The following is an 18,730-nucleotide window of genomic DNA, read 5'->3' on the forward strand; positions in this document are numbered from 1 at the left end:
CCAGAAACAGGCAAAACTCGCGCCAAGTCGTGCATCAACCCGCCGAAATGCGTTGCTGCTCATCCCGGTAGAAGCGCTGCACCTCGACGAACTCCAGGTCGATGCGGTTGATCAGGTCCTCGATGCCATACAGCGGGGGCCGCCGCGCGCGCTCTTCCAGCTGCTGACACAGGCTGGCCAATGCAACCGCGCCCATGTTGCTGCTGCTCCCCTTGAAACTGTGGGCCGCAGAACCGAGTTCTTCGGCACTTTTGGCCGCATGCAACTGGCCCAGGCGCCGTTCGGAGTCGTCTAGAAAGGTTTGCACCAACTGCAGGTAGCCATCTTCCATGACCTCACGCAGGTCGCTGAGTACCTTGTGGTCAATATGCATGTCAGTCACTTGTTCACTCCTTGATCAAGCCAGATTATGCCCGAGCCAACCCGTGGCTCACCAGACGAACTCCACATGCGCGCAGCGCCCACCGTCACGCCAGTGCGCGCTGCTGGCCAGCCGCCGTACCAGGTTCAGGCCACGCCCGCTCAGCCCCTGCTCCAGCGAGGGGCGCGACAATACGCGCTGCACATCGAACCCGGCGCCACTGTCACGAACCTCGATCTTCAGACGCCCGCCATCAGCCTGCGGTTCAACCTTGAAATCGATGCGTACGTAACCGTCGGTCAGCACCCCAAGGCGCCGGGCGCGTTCCTGATAATAGTCGGCAAAGCCCTGAACATCGCGCTTGAGCTGCGAGTCCAGGCCCAGCACGCCGTGCTCCAGGGCGTTGGAATACAGCTCGCTGAGCACACTGTGCAGGTTGCCGGTTTGCGTGCGCAGGCCATGAATCTCCTGCAATAACTGCACCAGATACGGCACCGGGTTGAAGCGTTTGAGGCTCTCGCCACGCACCTCGAACCCCAGCGACCAGTCCAGCGGGCTGGAGCGGCCACTGTCAGAGTAGATTATCGGCGCCGGCACCCGCTCCTCGGCGTTGAACATCCTGATATCGCACAGGCTGATGTCGTCGCGCGGGCGCCCGCCAAAGCGCTCCAGGGCCTGCATCACTTCGTCGAACAGCAGGGCCGGGTCACGGTTGTCGGCCAGCACCTGGCGCAAGCGCTGCACGCCGAACAGGCGTTCCTGGTCGTCGGCGGTATCGAGCACACCATCCGATAGCAACAGCAGGCGCTCGCCCGGAGCCAGCGGCAACACTTCGGTACTGTCATCGAAACGCTCGGCATCCAGGATGCCCAATGGCAGGTGGCGCGAACTCAGCACCGACAGCACCTGGCCATCCACTGCCAGGCGATAGCCATCAGGCATGCCACCGTTCCACACTTCCACCGAACCGCGCTGCATGCTGAGGTTGAGCAGCAGCGCACAACAGAACATGTCCACCGGCAGGATGCGTTTGAGCTTGGCATTCATCTCACGCAGGATCTGCGCAATGCCGTAGCCCTTGGCGGTCATGCCGTAGAACACTTCGGCCAACGGCATGGCCCCTACCGCCGCCGGCAGGCCGTGGCCGGTGAAATCACCGAGCAGCACGCGCATGTCGCCGGACGGGGCGAACGCGGCCAGCATCAGGTCGCCATTGAACAGCGCATAGGGCGATTGCAGGTAGCGGATGTTGGGCGCAGCCAGGCAGCCGGAGTGGGCCACCTTGTCGAACACCGCCTTGGCTACCCGCTGCTCGTTGAGCAGGTGGTGGTGGTGCCGGGTAATCTGGTCGCGCTGTTCCAGCACGGTGGCCTGCAGCCGGCGCAGGCGGTCCATGGCGCGGATCTTGGCGCCGAGGATCACCGCACTGTAGGGCTTGGCCATGAAGTCGTCGCCGCCGAGCCTCCAGGCAGCGCACCAGGCCCTCCTCCTCGTTCAATGAAGTCAGGAAAATGATCGGCACCAGCGCCTCGCCGGCCAGGGCCTTGATCTGCCGCGCCGCCTCGAAGCCATCCATCACCGGCATCAGCGCATCCAGCAGCACCAGCTGCGGGCGCCGCTCGATGAACAGCGCCACCGCCTGCTCGCCGTTTTCCGCAGTGAATACCTGATGGCCCTGGCGGCGCACGATCTGCGCCAGCAGCATGCGGTCGGCGGCACCGTCCTCGGCGACCAGCACGGTCAACGCCTGTTCGGCCGGCATGTCGGCGCTCAACTGATATCGAAGAGTTTTTCGAAATTGGAAATGGCGAGGATCTTGCGTACATCGGAGCTGGCATGCACCACCCGCACATCCGACTCGTCGCCGCCCGCGTGGTCGCGCAGCAACAGCAGCATGCCAAGCGCGGAACTGTCGAGGTAGGTGGTGTCCTTCAGGTCGACGACTACCGAATCGGGCCGGCTGGGCTGGCGTTCGTAGGCGTCGCGAAATTCCTGGTGCTTGCCGAAATCGAAGCGCCCCTTGATCTTGATCGTCAGCTTTTTCCCGTCCTGCGAAAAGTCAGTCTCGACTGCCATGCTAGCGATTCCTTCGATGATGGCGGATGCAACTCCTTACAGGTTTAGCAGGCGATGACGGGGGTGGCAAGGTCATGCCTGTACCGGCCCTATCGCCGGCAAGCCAGCTCCCACAGGTACTGCAAAAGGCTTGAGCCCTGTGCAGTACCTGTGGGAGCTGGCTTGCCGGCGATAGGGCCGGTACAGGTCAAAGATGATTCTGCCGCGGCAGGCGCTGCGACAGCTCGTCGAGCAAGCGCTGCTCGCGCTTGTCCTCGGCCCGCCGGGCCTCGTCCAGGTAACGCTGCACCAGCTTGCGCAACCCCTCCACACGGGCATAGGCCTGCTGCCAGGTGCCGCGTGCGTTGTCGAGGTTGTTCTGGTGCCAGACCAGACTCTGGCGCTGTTGGGTCATGGCCGTTTCCAGCTGCCCGAGGAAGCGCTGGTAGTTGACCAGCCAGCTGCCATTAACCCCCTGCCCGCCACGGTTGATCCACTGCAGCTGGTAATCCTCGCGAAACCGCTCGAGCTCGGCCAGTTTGGCCTGGGCCATGGCCACCTGCTGCTGGAAATGCCCAAGGCGCTGGGCCGCCTTGCGCTCGGCCTCCTCGGCCATGTCCACCACCGGCGCCAGGCGCGCGGCACGTCCGGGCAGCGCCATGGCCTATCAGCCTGCCGGGGGCGTAAAGATCGCCCCCAACTGTTCGCGGCTTTGCGCCATGCCCACGTTCTCGCGCAGGCCTTGGCGCAAAAACTCCACCAGCTGCGATTGCAGGGCGATGGCCAGGTCGGTTTCCGGATCGCCGCCCGCCACATAGGCGCCCACGCTGATCAGGTCACGGCTTTGCGACAGGCGCGACCACAACTGCTTGAATTTTTGCGCCTGGCGCAGATGGTCGGCATCGACCACCTGGGGCATGACCCGGCTGATCGAAGCTTCGATGTCGATGGCCGGGTAATGACCTTCCTCGGCCAGCCGCCGCGACAGCACGAAGTGGCCATCGAGCACGCCGCGCGCCGAGTCGGCAATCGGGTCCTGCTGGTCGTCGCCCTCGGACAGGACGGTGTAGAACGCAGTGATCGAACCACCACCCGGCTCGCCATTGCCCGCCCGCTCCACCAGCTTGGGCAGCTTGGCGAACACCGACGGCGGATAACCCCGGGTGGCCGGCGGCTCACCGATGGCCAGGGCGATTTCGCGCTGGGCCTGGGCGAAACGGGTCAGCGAATCCATCAGCAACAATACGTTCTTGCCCTTGTCGCGAAAGTACTCGGCGATACGTGTGCAGTACATGGCAGCGCGCAGGCGCATCAGCGGTGCATCGTCGGCAGGCGACGCAACCACCACCGAGCGCTTGAGGCCTTCCTCACCCAGGATATGCTCGATGAATTCCTTGACCTCGCGTGCCCCGCTCACCAATCAGGCCGACGACTATGATTTCGGCCTCGGTAAAGCGGGTCATCATGCCCAGCAATACCGACTTGCCCACCCCGGTACCGGCGAACAGGCCCAGGCGCTGGCCACGACCGACGGTGAGCAGGCCATTGATGCTGCGAATACCCACGTCCAGCGGCTTGCTGATGGGGTCACGATTCAGCGGGTTGATCACCGGGCCGTCCATCGGCACCCAGTCTTCGGCTTTCATCCCGCCCTTGCCATCCAGCGCACGGCCAGCGCCGTCGAGCACCCGGCCGAGCATGCTCATGCCCATCGGCAAGCGGCCGCCATCATCCAGCGGCACCACCCGGGCACCAGGGGCGATGCCGACGATGCTGCCGACGGGCATGAGGAATACCTTGGGCCCGGCAAAGCCCATGACTTCCGCTTCGACCTGCACCGGGTGATAGCTGTCGTCGTTGATCACCAGGCAGCGGCTGCCGACTGCGGCGCGCAGGCCTTCGGCCTCCAGGGTGAGGCCGACCATGCGCAGCAGGCGGCCTTCGACGATGGGCTGGGCCGGCAGTTCGATGGCCTCGGCATAACTGCCTAGGCGCTTGCCGAAACTGGTGCGCTCAAGTTGCATCCGGGCTACCTATGCCGCGCTCTGGCGGGCTGTCCAGGTCTACCGACATGTCCGGTGCCGCCGGGTGCAGCGAATGGTCGTGCAACTGGTCGAACAGTTGCGCCACGGCTTTCTCGATGCGGGTTTCCATGGTCGCGTCGATGCGACTGTGAGCGGTTTCGATACGGCAGCCGCCGGGTAGCAGCGCGTCGTCTTCGAGCAGCCGCCAGTTTTCCTCATGACGCTCGCGCAGGGCCTTGGCCAGCTCGAAATCCTGCGGGTTGAGGTGGATGCGGATATTGTCAGCGCCCATGGGCAGCAGCTTCAGCGCTTCGCGCAATACCTGGGTGATCTGGCTGGAATCGCCCCGCAGTTCGCGACCGATCACCTGGCGGGTCATGTGCGCCACCAGGTGGACCAGGGTTTTCTCGATCTGCGTGTCCTGCTCGGCGATCGGCTCCATCAGGTTGGCCATCAGCCGTTCAAGGCTTTCCAGCTTGGTTTTCAGGGCCTCTTCGGCTTCCTGGCGAACCTTGAGCTGGGTGCTATGGAAGCCTTCGCGCTCACCGGTGGCGAAGCCTTCGTTGTAGGCTTCCTGGCGGATGGCCTCGAGTTCTTCCAGGGTCAGTGGCTGGACTTCTTCCAGCGGCACTTCCTCGACTTCTTCCTCGATTACCTCGGGTTCCGGCTCCGGTTCGGGCTCAGGCTCCGGCTCCGGGTCGAAGCTGGGCAGCGCCCACACGTCCACGCCCTCGAGGTCGCGGGCGCGGATCAGGTCGCTGGGGTGATGTTCTTTGGTGGGCATGTTTTCAGGTACTCAACGCATCTTCGACCAACACGGGTCTCTGTGGGAGCGGGCGTGTCGAGGCGTCGAACCGCCGCGAACACGGGCAACGCCCGTGCCCATCCACCGCGGCGCCTGCTTCGCGGGCACGCCCGCTCCCACAGGGTCAACGGTGGGTTCACCACCCGTATCAGATCATTTCCTCGGCACCCTTGCCGCCGAGCACGATCTCGCCGGCCTCGGCCATGCGGCGGGCGATGGTGAGGATTTCCTTCTGCGCCGTTTCCACGTCGCTGACCCGCACCGGCCCCTTGGCCTCCAGGTCGTCGCGCAGCAGCTCCGAGGCACGCTTGGACATGTTCTTGAAGATCTTGTCCTTGACCCGCTCGTCGGCACCCTTGAGCGACACCACCAGCACGTCGGACGAGACTTCGCGCAGCAGCGCCTGGATACCACGGTCGTCGACGTCGGCCAGGTTGTTGAAGACGAACATCAGGTCTTCGATCTGCTCCGACAGGTCGCTGTCGATTTCGCGGATCGCGTCCATCAGGGCACCTTCCACCGAACTGTCGAGGAAGTTCATGATGTCGGCAGCACGCTTGATGCCGCCCAGGGTGGTGCGCGCCGCGTTGGAGTTGCCCGAGAACTGCTTCTCGAGGATCTGGTTAAGTTCCTTCAGCGCCGCCGGCTGCACGGTGTTCAGCGACGACACGCGCAGGACGATGTCCAGGCGCACCTTGTGGTCGAAGTTGCTCAGCACTTCGCCAGCCTGGTCGGGGTCGAGGTAGGCGACCACGATAGCCTGGATCTGCGGGTGCTCGTAGCGGATCACGTCGGCCACGGCGCGCGGCTCCATCCACTTGAGGCTGTCCAGGCCGCTGGTGTTGCCACCGAGCAGGATGCGGTCGACCAGGCCGTTGGCCTTGTCCTCGCCCAGGGCCTGGTTAAGCATCTTGCGGATGTAGGCATCGGAGCCCACGCCGAGGCTGGTCTGGTCGCCAACGATCTCGACGAACTCACTCATCACCTGCTCGACCTGCTCACGGTGCACATTGCCCATCTGCGCCATGGCCACACCTACCCGCTGCACTTCCTTGGGCCCCATGTGCCGCAGCACCTGGGCGGCATCGGTCTCGCCCAGCGAAAGCAGGAGGATCGCCGCCTTGTCGACGCGGCTCAGCTTGGCGGTAACGGCTCGGTTATCACTCATCGGCGTTGATCCACTCTTTCACGACCTGGGCAACGCGGCCCGGGTCTTCGGCCACCAGGCCTTTGATTGCGTTGAGCTGTGCCTCGTAACCCTCGTTCGGGCTAGGCAGCAGAATGCTTGTCGGGCCACCCAGACTGACGCGGTCGTTGGCCAGCTCGCCATCCAGACCCATCATGCCGCCCAGCTCCATGTCGCTATCCGGGGCAGCCTGCTTGCCGCCCCCTGTAATGTTGTTCAGCACCGGCCGCAGCACACCGAACACCAGCACCAGAATGAACACCACACCTAGCACTTGCTTGACGATGTCCCAGAACCACGGCTGCTGGTAGAAGGCGATGTCGGCGATCTCTTCGCCACGTTCGGCGGCGAACGGCACGTTGATCACTGTCACGCTGTCGCCACGGCTGGCATCGAAGCCGACCGCGTCCTGCACCAGGCGCGTGAAGCGTGCCAGGTCCTCGGCGCCCCAAGGCGCACGGGTGGTGTCGCCGGTGGCCGGGTCGATCTTGACCTGGTCGTCCACCACCACCGCTACCGACAGGCGGGTCATGCGCCCCTGTTGCTGGCGAGTGTGGCTGATGGAACGGTCCAGCTCGAAGTTCTTGGTGCTTTGCTGGCGCTTGTCCGACGGGTACGGCGCGAGCATCGGCTGGCCGGTGGCCGGGTCCATGATCTGCTGGCCGTTGGCATCCACCAGCGGCTGGCCAGGCTGGATGGCCGCGGCCGGGGTAGCAGCGCCACCGGTGGTCTGCGGCGCGGAGGCAGGGCCTGGCGGCTGGTTGCTCAGCGCACCGGGCACACCTTGCGGGCCCTGGCTGCTGGCGCGTTGTTCGTCGACCGATTGTTCGCTGCGCAGCGCCGGCTGGTCGGGGTTGAACTGCTCTGAAGTGGACTCGACCGCGCTGAAGTCGAGGTCGGCGGACACTTCGGCCTTGTAGCGGTCATTGCCCAACACCGGTTGCAGGATGTTGTGCACCCGCTGGGTGAGCATGCTTTCCACCCGGCGGCTGTAGTCGAACTGCTTGCCGGCCTGGGTCAGGGCGGTGTCCTGGATCTGCTCGGACAGCAGGTTGCCCTTCTGGTCGACCACGGTGACCTGGGATTTGTCCAGTTCCGGCACGCTGGTCGCAACCAGGTTGACGATGGCCATCACCTGCCCGGCTTCCAGGGCACGACCCGGGTACAGCTCTACCAGTACCGAGGCGCTTGGCTTGCGTTCGTCACGCACGAACACCGAACTTTTCGGAATGGCCAGGTGCACGCGCGCGCCCTTGACGTTGTTCAGGCTGGACACGGTACGCGCCAGCTCGCCTTCCAGGCTGCGACGGTAACGGGTGGCTTCCATGAACTGGCTGGTGCCCAGACCCTGCTCCTTGTCGAGCAGCTCGAAGCCGACGTTGCCATCGCTTGGCGCCACACCGGCAGCGGCCAGCTTCAGGCGCGCACGGGAGAGGTCGTCGGCCTTGACCAGCAGAGCGCCGGAGTTGGGCTCGACGTTGTAGGGGATGTCGGCAGCGGCCAGGGTGTCCATGACCTGCTTGGTGTCCATGCCCGCCAGGCTGCCGTACAGCGGACGGTAATCGGGTTGTTGCGACCACAGCACCACGGCAAAGCCGATCGCCACGCTGGCGGCCAGACCGACCAGCAGGCCGACCTGACGCAGCATGGGCATCTGCGCGATGTTTTCCAGAAACGCCATGCCGAACAGCGGCGGCTTGGCCGCTGGCGGGCCGCTTTTGGCGGGGGCGTTGTCGACGACTGCTTCAGCCATGGTTTACGTCCGTCCTCAAACCGGCATCTGCATGATGTCCTGGTACGCCTGGACCAGCTTGTTGCGTACCTGGGTCAGGGCCTGCATCGACACGCTGGCCTTTTGCGAAGCGATCATCACGTCGGTCAGGTCGACGCCACTCTTGCCGATCTCGAAAGCGTTGGCCAGCTGGGTCGAAGCCTGCTGCGTCTCATGCACCTTGCCGATGGCCTGGCCGAGCATGTCGGCAAAGGTACTTTGCCCCGGTGCCAGCTCGGGGGCTGCAGCCACCTTGGGCAGCGACATGGCATCGGCCTGCATGGCCCGCATGTCCAACATCAGACGATTGAATTCAACACCTTGGCTCATGACCCTTCTCTCTCCTGCGGCCGCATTTTTTTGACAGTCATGCGGCGAATAGCCAACCTGAAGCAACAAAGGTGCCAGCCTTGGCGAGCAACGCGATTCCTGTGGGCGCGGGCGTGCCCGCGAACACCGGCGCAGCCGGTGCCAGCCACCGCGTCGAATTCTTCGCGGGCACGCCCGCTCCCACACAGGGGCCGTGCCAGCAGCGAGATATTTGCCCGTCAGCCGAACAGGCTGGCCTCGACGTCAAACCCGGCATCACGCATCTGCGCCAGCTTGTAGCGCAAGGTACGCTGGGCTGATCCCCAGGCGTTCGGCCGCCTCTTTGCGCCTGCCACGCTCGGCGCGCAGGGTGTCGATGATCATCTGGTACTCATGGCGACGCATGTCATCGCCGAGCCCGCCTGCGTCGGCCGCGACCTCGGGTGATGGTTCGATAGCGGCCGACAATGGAATGGCACCTGCCAGACAAAAATCCGCCGCCTCGATCACCCCGCCCTGCTGCAGGATCAGCGCCCGCTGCAAGGCGTTGTCCAGTTCGCGCACATTGCCCGGCCAGGCATGCGCCTGCAGGCTGGCCCGAGCCTGGGCTGACAGGCGCACCGGGGCGTGCTTCATCTTGGCCACATGACGCGCCAACAGGCGCTCGGCCAGTTGCAGGATGTCACCCGGGCGTTCTCGCAGCGGGCGCCAGGCCAGGGGGAACACCGACAGGCGGTAGTACAGGTCTTCACGGAAGCGCCCGGCTGCCACTTCACCAGCCAGGTCACGGTTGGTGGTGGCCAGCACGCGGATGTCCAGGCTGATCGGCTTGCGCCCGCCTACCCGTTCAACCTCACGTTCTTGCAGCACGCGCAGCAGCTTGGCCTGCAAGGCCATTGGCATTTCCGAAATTTCATCGAGCAGCAGGGTGCCACCTTCGGCCTGCTCGAACTTGCCGGCCTGGGCGGCTATGGCACCGGTGAAGGCGCCCTTCTCGTGGCCGAACAGGGTGGCCTCGAGCATGTTGTCAGGGATGGCCGCACAGTTGATCGCCACGAACGGCTGCGCCGCCCGCGGCGACTGCTGGTGAATGAAGCGCGCCAGCACTTCCTTGCCGGTGCCGGACTCGCCGGAAATCAGCACGGTCGAGTCACTGCGCGCCACCCGTGCAGCCAGCTCCAGCAACTGGCGGCTGGCCGGTTCGCAGGCCACCGGCCCCTCCTCGTCAGCCACGCGCCCGGCAGCATGTCGCTCGACCAGGCGGAGCAGGGCCTTGGGCTCGAACGGCTTGACCAGGTAATCGGCGGCGCCCTGGCGCATGGCCTCGACCGCGCGCTCCACCGCGGCGTGCGCGGTCATCAGCAACACCGGCAACTGTGGTTGCTGGCGACGTAGCCGGGCGAGCAGTTGATGCCCGTCCATGCCCGGCATGTTCACATCGCTGACCACCAGGCTGAAGGCATCCTCCAGCACCGCTTCCAGCGCTTCTTCGGCACTGCCCACCGCCTGGTAGGCGAAACCGCCGATTTCCAACGTATCCCCCAACGCCTGGCGCAATACGCGGTCGTCCTCGACCAGCAGCACCTTGATCGCCATTACACGCCCTCCGCCAGTTGCCCGTCGATCAACGGCAGCTCCACCCGCACGCAGGTGCCACGGCCGACCTTCGAGCGCAGGCCGAGCGTGCCCTGGTGTGCGCGCACCACGGCCTTGACCACGGCCAGGCCCAGGCCGGTGCCAGTGGCCTTGGTGGTCAGGAACGGCTCGCCCAGGCGGCCGAGCAGATCGGCGTCAATACCACTGCCGGCATCGCTCACGCACAGGTGCAGGCTGCGTGAGCGGCGGAACAGGTGCACTTTCAGCCGCGCCGGGCCATCGCTCGCCTGCAGGGCATTCTCGATCAGGTTGAGCAAGGCACCGACCAGGGTGTCGCGGTTGCACAGCAGCTCACCCAGGTGGCTGTCGCACTGCCAGCGCACGGCGTGCCCTTGCACATGCGCCTGGGCGGCCTGCTGCAGGGCCTGGAACAAGGCTTTCGGAGTGACCCGGTCACCCATCGGCAGCTCGCCACGGGCGAACACCAGCATGTCGCGCACCTGGTGCTCCAGTTCGTGCAGGCGCTCTTTCAGGGTACCGGCGAAGCGTTGGCGGGTTTCCGGGTTCAGGTCCTGTTCGGGGTCGGCCAGGTGACTGGCATAGAGCATGGCCGCCGACAGTGGCGTGCGGATCTGGTGCGCCAGCGAGGCGACCATACGCCCCAGTGATGACAGCCGCTCGTGGCGGGCCAGTTGGTCTTGCAGGCGACGGGTTTCGGTCAGGTCATTGAGCAGCACCAACTGGCCGGGCTCGGCATCCAGTGAACGAGTGGCGATGGACAGGCGGCGACCGTCGCGCAGCGAGACTTCGTGGCCGTCGTCCTTGCGCGGGGCAAAGCTGCGGGCAATCACCTGGCGCCACAACTGGCCGACCAGCGGCTCGCCGAGCAATTCGCACGCGGCCGGGTTGGCTTCGCGCACCAGGCCCTGGCCATCGATCACGATAACCCCGCCGGGCAACAGGTCCAGCAGGTTCTGCAGGCGGTTGGCCAGGCGTTCCTTTTCGCTGAGCTCGTCCATGCGCTGGGCGCTGACCACCGCCAGTTCGCCCTTGAGCTGACTGACCCGGGCTTCGAGCAGGCTGTAGGACTGGCTCAGCTGGCTGGATACCTGATTGAACAGGGCGAAGGCTTGCTCGACACCCTGGCGGCTTTCCTGCTCGACCGGGGTTTGCCCCTGCGCAACGGGGGCTCGGGATAGATGGGCGGCCTGGGGCATCTTGCTCTCTCGCGTGGCTGACCGTCATAAAAACGGTGTGGTGCGAGGGGTGTAGCAATAGCCGTGCCGGAGATAGGGATTTGGGTTGGCTGTGCCGGCCTCTTCGCGGGCATGCCCGCTCCCACAGGGATATCACCGGATTCAAGCCGTGCATCGTTCCTGTGGGAGCGGGCGCGCCCGCGAAGAGGCCGGCGCAGCCAACCGCCAGGCGTCAATCCTCCGCCTGTTCCTCGCCACCCTGGCGACTCATGCCGTACTTGCGCATTTTCTCTACCAGGGTGGTACGGCGGATCCGCAAACGTTCAGCTGCGCGCGCAACGATACCGTTGGCATCGTCCAGCGCCTGCTGGATCAGGCCCTGCTCCAGGCTACCCAGATAGTCCTTCAGGTCCAGGCCTTCAGGCGGCAGCATGGCGTGACCATTGAAGTTCGGCGCATGGCCGTTGATCGCCACACGCTCTTCCAGGTCGCTGCGCAGGCTGTCGACCATCTGCTCGTCTTCGTCATCGACGTAACGGAATTTCTTCGGCAGCTCGGACACCCCAATCACACCGTACGGGTGCATGATCGCCATGCGCTCGACCAGGTTGGCCAGCTCGCGAACGTTGCCCGGCCAGCCGTGGCGACACAGCGACATGATCGAGGCGGAGTTGAAGCGGATCGAGCCGCGCTTCTCGTGCTCCATGCGCGAGATCAGCTCGTTCATCAGCAGCGGGATGTCTTCCACCCGCTCACGTAGCGGCGCCATCTCGATGGGGAACACGTTCAGGCGGTAGTACAGGTCTTCGCGGAACGTGCCCTCCTCGATCATGGTCTCGAGGTTCTTGTGGGTCGCGGCAATGATGCGCACATCGATGCTCTGGGTCTTGTTGCTACCCACCCGCTCGAAGGTACGCTCCTGCAGCACGCGCAGCAGCTTGACCTGCATCGGCAACGGCATGTCGCCGATTTCGTCGAGGAACAGGGTGCCGCCGTTAGCCAGCTCGAAACGCCCGGCACGGCTGGTGATCGCCCCGGTGAAGGCGCCCTTCTCGTGGCCGAACAGTTCGCTTTCGAGCAGCTCGGCCGGGATCGCGCCACAGTTGACCGGCACGAACGGCGCTTCGCGGCGCTTGGAATGGTAGTGCAGGTTGCGCGCCACCACTTCCTTGCCGGTGCCGGACTCGCCCAGGATCAGCACGCTGGCATCGGTATCGGCCACCTGCTGCATCATCTGTCGCACATGCTGGATGGCACGGCTGGTGCCGACCAGGCTGCGGAACAGGTTGGGTTCGCGCTGACGGCCACGTTCGCGCGCCTGGTCGTACATCTCGCGATAGACCTGGGCACGGTGCAGCGAATCCAGCAACTGGCTGTAGCTTGGCGGCATTTCCAGGTTGGAAAGCACGCGGCGGCGAAGGTCTTCCGGGAACTCCGCAGAAGAAATTTCACCTAAAAGCAGAACCGGAAGGAACTCATCCCACCCAGCCACTGTCTTAACGAGCCCAAGCAGATTGCCCGGAGCGTTTACAGTGCCGATGAGCACGCACAGCACTTCGCGACTCGAAGACAACGGCTCGACCACTTGCTGCCAGTCCTGGCTGGAGCAAGCGAGGTTTTCTTCGCCCAGGAAGTTAAGCACCACCGCGAGATCGCGGCGGCGTGCGCTGTCGTCATCGATCAGCAGAATCTTGGTTTCACGCCACATGCAATAGCAACTTCCCTAGTCATATCGGCGCCCGAAGGCGTGCTCGACATCATTCCGACTGAATGGTCAGTGTTCGGACGTCTGAAATTCGAAAACAGCCACTAGTAAAGTCAAAAAGGCCCGCACAGTCAAATTTATGGCGCCTTTTGTTCAGTTGTGCGCATCTTAACTGAACAGATGGTAAACCTTCGAAGCATTTTTCGCCTGATTGATCTGCATCATCTCTTCGGCAATTGCCTGGCGTTCGCCGGTTGTCACATCAATCAGATTGCGGTAGACCTCCAGCACCCCCTCCAGCTTCTCGCGCAGCAACGCCTGGTCCAGCGCGTGGGTCGCCAGCACCTCGTCGATGCACGCACGGCAGGCCACATCCAGCTTGGCAATGGCATCCCAGTCACGTTCGCCCAAGGCGCCGATCAGGGCATCGCAGGTGTCGTCGAGGCGTTGCAGTGCGGTCACGGTGTTCTCCTTGCCGTCAGCTGGCAGGCTGGGTGTCGGCGATACCGTCCCAACCGCTCTTCACGGTAATCAGCAACTGGGCAACCTCGTCGATGATGCTTGCATCGTTGTCGACGTTGGCCTGCATCAGGCGATTGGTCATGTAGACATACAGGGCGTCGAGCTTCTCGACATACTCCGGGTTTTCGCTTTTTTCGGGCGACAAACCATCACGCAGGCCGATGATGATATCGATCGCCTTGCCGAGCATCAGGCCCTTCTCCGCGATGTCGCCGCGCGCCATGGCACCCTTGGCCTGTGCCATGCGATCGAGGCCGCCTTCCATCAGCATCTGCACCAGGCGGTGGGGCGTGGCTTCGGAAATCTGGGCATGGGAATTGACCTTCTGGTACTGACGAAGGGCTCTCATGGGATTCATCTTGCGACCTCGTGACGGGCAGGCTTAAAGGGAGATATTCCTTGTATCGGGCAGGCGGCGGAAAACTTTACCGGCCGATGACATGAAGCCGGGCATCATGCCCGGACTTCATGCAATGTTCACGGATTAATCGTCGCTATTGGCTTTGTTCAGAGCGTTGAGGGTACTCAGCACCGAGTTCTGCTGCTGGCGCAGCTGGGTGACCAGGGTATCCATGTTGTTGTACTTGTCCTGCAGGCTCTTTTGCAGGGCTTCCATGCGCGCATCAAGGGTGTCCTGTTCGGTCTTGAGCTTGGTCAGGCTCTCGCTGAGGGTCTTGGAACGCTCGGCAAGGGTACCGGTGCTGGCCTTGGCAAACGGCTCGGTCACCTTTTGCAAACGGGCCAACAGGCCGTCCTTGCCATTGAAGATACTGGTCAGGTCGGCCGCGTTGCTGGTAGCCGCCTTGTCCCACTTCTTGTCGTCCAGGCTCAGCAGGCCGCCGTCCTGGGATGAAGTTACGCCGAACGCGGCAAGGGACTTCAGTGTGCCCTTGCCGGATACGGCATTGAGCTCCTCACGAATGGACGTCATCAATGCACGCATCGACGCATCACCCGTCAGCGCTGCCGCAGTCATGGAACCATCGGCATTCTTGGTGACTTTGGTTTCCGTGTTGAGCACCGTCAGCAACGCATTGTAGGTATCGATGAACCCCTTGAGACCGGATTTCAGCGCGGTGCTGCTGGTACTCAGCGAGAGCACGGTGGGCGTCAGCTCCCCGCTGGTGGCGTTTTTCGGAGACGTACCGACCAGCTTGATGTTCAGGCCGCTGACCGCATCCGTGATGTCATTGGTCTTGGACTTCATGGCAATGCCATCAAGCGTGTATTCCGCATCCGTTGGCGGATCGATGACGGTGTAACCGGTATCGATGCCGGAGTTTCCCGAAAGGGTGATATCGGAACCTTCACCCATCTTGGTCGAGGTGATGATCAAACGCGAGCCGGAGGCATCCGTCAGCACGTTGGCACTCAGGCCCGCCACGCCGAACTGGCTGTTGATGCTGTCGCGCACTTGCTGCAGTGTCGCGCCCGGGGGAACACTGAGGTCGTAATCCTTGCCACTCTGGCTGATCTTCAAGGTGGTCGGAGTGGAGCCGGAATTGACTACCGAGCCGGCGCCGCCCGCATAAACCTTGGTCGACACTTTCGAGGCGGTCGCAAGCTTGCTGACCACCAACGAGAACGAACCGTTGGCCGCACCCGTGCCCATGGTCACGGTCGCAACCTTCTCATCCGAGGACTTCAGGCTAAGACCACCGAAACTGTTGGTATCGGTCATGTTGGTCAAGGCGCCGCGGAAGGCATCCAGGGCTGCCTGAATCTTGCCGATCGAGGACAACGTGGTGGTTGCCTTCAGCGTTTGGGTATTGATCTGCGCCTGCTTCGGCGCCTTCTGCGCGGCCACCAGGGAATCCACGATCGCCTGGGTATCGATGCCCGAGCCAATACCGCTGACTGTTGTACCTGCCATCATTGCTCTCCTTGTTCAGTAGCTGCCGGATCCTTGGCGAATAAATCCATCAAAAAGTCGACAGCAACAAAAATCATGCCAGCCTATGCCTGACCGTCGAACAGCAGGCTGCCGGCTTCACTGAGGCTTTGTGCAAGCTTCAGTGCGGTTTCCGACGGAAGCTGGCGAATGACCTCACCCGATTCGGTAGCGATCACTTTGACCACGACCCGACCGGTGGAATCATCAATGGAAAAATCCAGCTGACGCTGGCTCGACTGGACAAAATCGCGGATTTCGCCAACCGCTTTTTCCAGCTCTTCACGCGAGTGTGGCTGATTATCGGGGGCTGCTGCCTCCTGCACCTTGGCAGGCTGCACCGGGTCCCGATCAGCGACTGGCGCCGGGGGCAACGCAGAGGGGTACACCTGGCTCAGCTTGCACACTCATGTCCATGTTTCGAACTCCTCAAGTCAAAAAGGGTGAAAGGGCACGTAAACGCACCCTTTCACCCTTTACTCAGGCGCCTGAATTACTGGAGCAGTTTCAGGACCGAGGATGGCAGCTGGTTGGCCTGCGACAGGATCGCGGTGGAAGCCTGCTGCAGAGTCTGCTGCTTGGTCAGCTCGGCAGTTTCCGAAGCGAAGTCCACGTCCTGCACGGTGGAGCGGGCAGCGGTGGAGTTCTTCTGGATGTTCTGCAGGTTGTCGACGGTGGTTTGCAGACGGTTCTGAGTAGCACCCAGGCCCGAACGGACGCTGTCGATCGAACCGATGGCCTTATCGATAACGGCCAGGGCGTTCTGAGCGTTGGTTGCATCAGTCACGTCGGTTTGGGAGATGGTTGTCTTTGCGGAGCTGGCAGCAGTACCTGCACCAAAGACGCCAGTAACACCAGCACCCGTCAACGCGTAGCCTTTGGCCGAATCCAGCGACACAGCGCCAGTGGCGATCATGTCGGCAGCAGTCAAGGCAGTACCAGTGGCAGCATAGTTGCCGGAACCATCACGAGTGTTGATTTCAATACCAGCCTGAGCACCGGCATCGCTGGCGCTGAACTTGAGGTTTTCACCCGTATCGGACTTAACCGACAGCGCACCGCTCGACTCGTCGTAGTTAACGCTAATGCCCAGCTTGGCAGCGTTGGATTTGAGTTGATCAGCCAGACCTGCGGTGTCGGTAACACCCACGAAATTGACCGACTGACCACCGACATCCAGAGTGAAGTTGGCCGACGCCGGGGTAGCAGCTGCAATGGCAGCCTTGTCGACAGTCAGAGCCACTTCTGTGCTGGCGGTAGCGGAGAGACCGCCAACAGCACCATTCAGCTGAGCTGCCATGGTTTTAGCCGAAGCCGCAAGTCCGATCGTGACGTCTTTGGTCTGACCATTACCAGTGACAGTGATCAAGCCACCAGCCACGCCAGTGCCCGGGGTAATAGCATGTGCTCTTGATCTGCTGGGAACCAATGTTCTTGGCAGAAACGTTGTCCAGAGTCAGGTTGATGGTTTCGTTGGCGTTGGCGCCGACCTGGATGGCCTTGGTGCCGTACGAGCCGTCCAGCAGCTTTTGGCCACCGAAGGTGGTGGTTTCCGAGATACGGTTCAGCTCAGCGGTCAGAGCCTGGTATTCGTCGTTGTTCGACTTACGGTCGTCGGCGCTCAGCGAGCCAGTAGCCGAGGACAGGGCCAGGGTACGCATTTTCTGCAGGATGTCGGTCGAAGCCTGCATTGCACCTTCAGCGGTCTGAGCGATCGAGATACCGTCGTTGGCGTTCTTCACAGCCTGGCCCAGGCCGTTGATCTGGCTGGTCAGGCGGTTGGCGATCTGCAGGCCGGCGGCGTCGTCTTTGGCGCTGTTGATGCGCAGACCCGAGGACAGACGCTGCATCGAAGTGGTCTGAGCGTTGCTGGCCTTGGTCAGGTTGCCCTGAGTAGTGATCGACGCAATGTTGGTGTTAACGGTTAACGGCATGACGAAATCCTCGTTGGATGGGTACTGCGGCTTCCGGCCTTGGCAACCGCCGGATTGGCCTAGAGAACCTTCGTAATAGTTATCGTCGGGTGCGCGGGTTGCTTGAGGGCCTTTTTGAAAAAAAAATGCTGGCATGGGGCCAGCCCTGAGAAATCAAGGGCTTAAGGGCAGTTTATTGGCGTCAAAAACCGTGCGTGAACAGGCGAAATGCCATATCAGGAGCATCACCCTCCCCTGTGGGAGCGGGCGCGCCCGCGAAGAAGGCAACGCGATGGATGGCACCAGCTTCGACGGTGTTCGCGGGCATGCCCGCTCCCACAGAAACTGCGTGCCAGCCACGATTTTCTTTCGGGCATGAAAAAAGCGCCGGGCGGTGGTCGCCGGGCGCTTTTTTTGGGACTGCTGGGGATCAGTCGCGATAGAGGATGGCCGAACCCCACGACAGGCCTACGCCAAAGCCGCTGATCGCCACGCGCTTCCAACTGCCGTCGAGCATGTGCTTCTGCAACAGCAACGGCACGCTGGAGGACACTGTATTGCCGGTTTCCAGCATATCCTTGACGAACTTCTCCGGATGCTCTTCTTCAAAGCGACGGGCCACGGCATCGACAATCGCCGCACTGCCCTGGTGGATGCAGAACGCATCGATATCCGAAGAGTTCAGGCCGCTGGCCTCCAGCAGCTCGTGCAGGTGCGCCGGCACCTTGACCAGGGCGAAGTTGAACACCTGGCGGCCGTTCATGAAGAACTTGCCATCGCTCACCTTGAGGTGCTCGGCACCGGAACCGTCGGTACCGAAGCGCGCCTGGCCCAGGTTCCAGACCGCGTTTTCACCCATCCAGGTAGCCGTGGCGGCATCACCGAACAACATGGTGGTGTTGCGGTCTTCCGGGTCGACGATCTTCGAATACGGGTCGGCGGTGATCAGCAGGCCGTTCTTCAGCCCCGCCGCTTCCATGAAGCCCTTGATGGCGTACAAGCCGTACACGTAACCGGAGCAGCCCAGCGACACGTCGAACGCCGCCACGCGGGTAGACAGGCCGAGCTTGCTCTGGACGATGGCGGCGGTGTGCGGCAGGCCTTCTTCGTCACCGTTCTGGGTGACCACGATCAGCGCATCGATCGATTGCGGGTCGAGGTCGGGGTTGCTGGCGAACAGCGCCTGGGCGGCTTCCACGCACAGGTCGGAGGTTTCCTGCTCGGCGGCCTTGCGTGGCAGGAACGAGGCGCCGATCTTGCCGAACATGAACGCTTCGTCCTTGCCGAATTTCGCACCCTGGACGTAGTTGTCCAGGCCAGCGGTGGGCACGTAACTCGCGATGCTTTTGATGCCAATCATTCTGGCTTCCCAATGAAAACAGCCAAAGACCACCAC

The 18,730-nt window shown here is 62.9% G+C and carries 13 protein-coding genes and 5 pseudogenes; all 18 read right to left on the reverse strand.

Going from position 1 to position 18,730, the window contains the following annotated elements; genetic code table 11:
• Positions 1–34: 34 nt before the first annotated feature.
• Positions 35–382 (reverse strand): Hpt domain-containing protein, encoded by a 348-nt coding sequence (locus QIY50_02960; protein ID WGV21248.1) that lies wholly within the window; start codon positions 380–382, stop codon positions 35–37.
• Positions 383–430: 48 nt separating this feature from the next.
• Positions 431–2,123 (reverse strand): annotated as a pseudogene (locus tag QIY50_02965) (fused response regulator/phosphatase).
• Between the two features lie 8 nt (positions 2,124–2,131).
• Entirely contained in the window at positions 2,132–2,437 is a 306-nt protein-coding gene (locus QIY50_02970; GenBank protein WGV21249.1) for an STAS domain-containing protein, read from the reverse strand.
• A gap of 187 nt (positions 2,438–2,624) precedes the next feature.
• Complete coding sequence (gene fliJ / locus QIY50_02975) at positions 2,625–3,077, reverse strand: flagellar export protein FliJ (protein ID WGV21250.1); 453 nt, start codon at positions 3,075–3,077, stop codon at positions 2,625–2,627.
• Positions 3,078–3,083: 6 nt separating this feature from the next.
• Positions 3,084–4,440, reverse strand: a pseudogene (gene fliI, locus QIY50_02980) (flagellar protein export ATPase FliI).
• Positions 4,430–5,224: a flagellar assembly protein FliH gene (gene fliH, locus QIY50_02985; protein WGV21251.1), complete on the reverse strand. Its 795-nt coding sequence runs from the start codon at positions 5,222–5,224 to the stop codon at positions 4,430–4,432. Before fliH ends, fliI begins: the two are co-directional and overlap by 11 nt.
• Positions 5,225–5,393: 169 nt before the next feature.
• On the reverse strand, positions 5,394–6,413 hold the full coding sequence (gene fliG / locus QIY50_02990; protein ID WGV21252.1) for a flagellar motor switch protein FliG: 1,020 nt from the start codon (positions 6,411–6,413) through the stop codon (positions 5,394–5,396).
• Positions 6,406–8,184 (reverse strand): flagellar basal-body MS-ring/collar protein FliF, encoded by a 1,779-nt coding sequence (gene fliF, locus QIY50_02995; protein ID WGV21253.1) that lies wholly within the window; start codon positions 8,182–8,184, stop codon positions 6,406–6,408. Before fliF ends, fliG begins: the two co-directional genes overlap by 8 nt.
• A gap of 15 nt (positions 8,185–8,199) precedes the next feature.
• Entirely contained in the window at positions 8,200–8,532 is a 333-nt protein-coding gene (gene fliE / locus QIY50_03000; GenBank protein WGV21254.1) for a flagellar hook-basal body complex protein FliE, read from the reverse strand.
• 218 nt (positions 8,533–8,750) lie between these two features.
• Positions 8,751–10,107 (reverse strand): annotated as a pseudogene (locus QIY50_03005) (sigma-54 dependent transcriptional regulator).
• Entirely contained in the window at positions 10,107–11,324 is a 1,218-nt protein-coding gene (locus QIY50_03010) for an ATP-binding protein (protein ID WGV21255.1), read from the reverse strand. Before QIY50_03010 ends, QIY50_03005 begins: the two are co-directional and overlap by 1 nt.
• Positions 11,325–11,535: 211 nt before the next feature.
• The gene (fleQ, locus tag QIY50_03015) at positions 11,536–13,011 is read right to left on the reverse strand and encodes a transcriptional regulator FleQ (protein WGV21256.1); all 1,476 of its coding nucleotides are present in this window, start codon (positions 13,009–13,011) and stop codon (positions 11,536–11,538) included.
• 165 nt (positions 13,012–13,176) lie between these two features.
• Positions 13,177–13,470: a flagellar protein FliT gene (locus tag QIY50_03020; GenBank protein WGV21257.1), complete on the reverse strand. Its 294-nt coding sequence runs from the start codon at positions 13,468–13,470 to the stop codon at positions 13,177–13,179.
• A 16-nt stretch (positions 13,471–13,486) separates the two neighbouring features.
• A complete protein-coding gene (fliS, locus tag QIY50_03025; protein ID WGV21258.1) occupies positions 13,487–13,888 on the reverse strand; it encodes a flagellar export chaperone FliS in 402 nt (133 codons plus the stop codon).
• A 126-nt stretch (positions 13,889–14,014) separates the two neighbouring features.
• On the reverse strand, positions 14,015–15,403 hold the full coding sequence (fliD, locus tag QIY50_03030) for a flagellar filament capping protein FliD (GenBank protein WGV21259.1): 1,389 nt from the start codon (positions 15,401–15,403) through the stop codon (positions 14,015–14,017).
• 83 nt (positions 15,404–15,486) lie between these two features.
• A pseudogene (locus QIY50_03035) lies at positions 15,487–15,838 on the reverse strand (flagellar protein FlaG).
• Between the two features lie 76 nt (positions 15,839–15,914).
• Positions 15,915–17,355: pseudogene (locus QIY50_03040) on the reverse strand (flagellin).
• A gap of 409 nt (positions 17,356–17,764) precedes the next feature.
• Positions 17,765–18,694, reverse strand: a complete 930-nt coding sequence (locus QIY50_03045) for a ketoacyl-ACP synthase III (protein WGV21260.1) — start codon at positions 18,692–18,694, stop codon at positions 17,765–17,767.
• Positions 18,695–18,730 lie beyond the last annotated feature (36 nt).

This window comes from Pseudomonas putida (assembly GCA_029953615.1).
Classification (GTDB): Bacteria; Pseudomonadota; Gammaproteobacteria; order Pseudomonadales; family Pseudomonadaceae; genus Aquipseudomonas.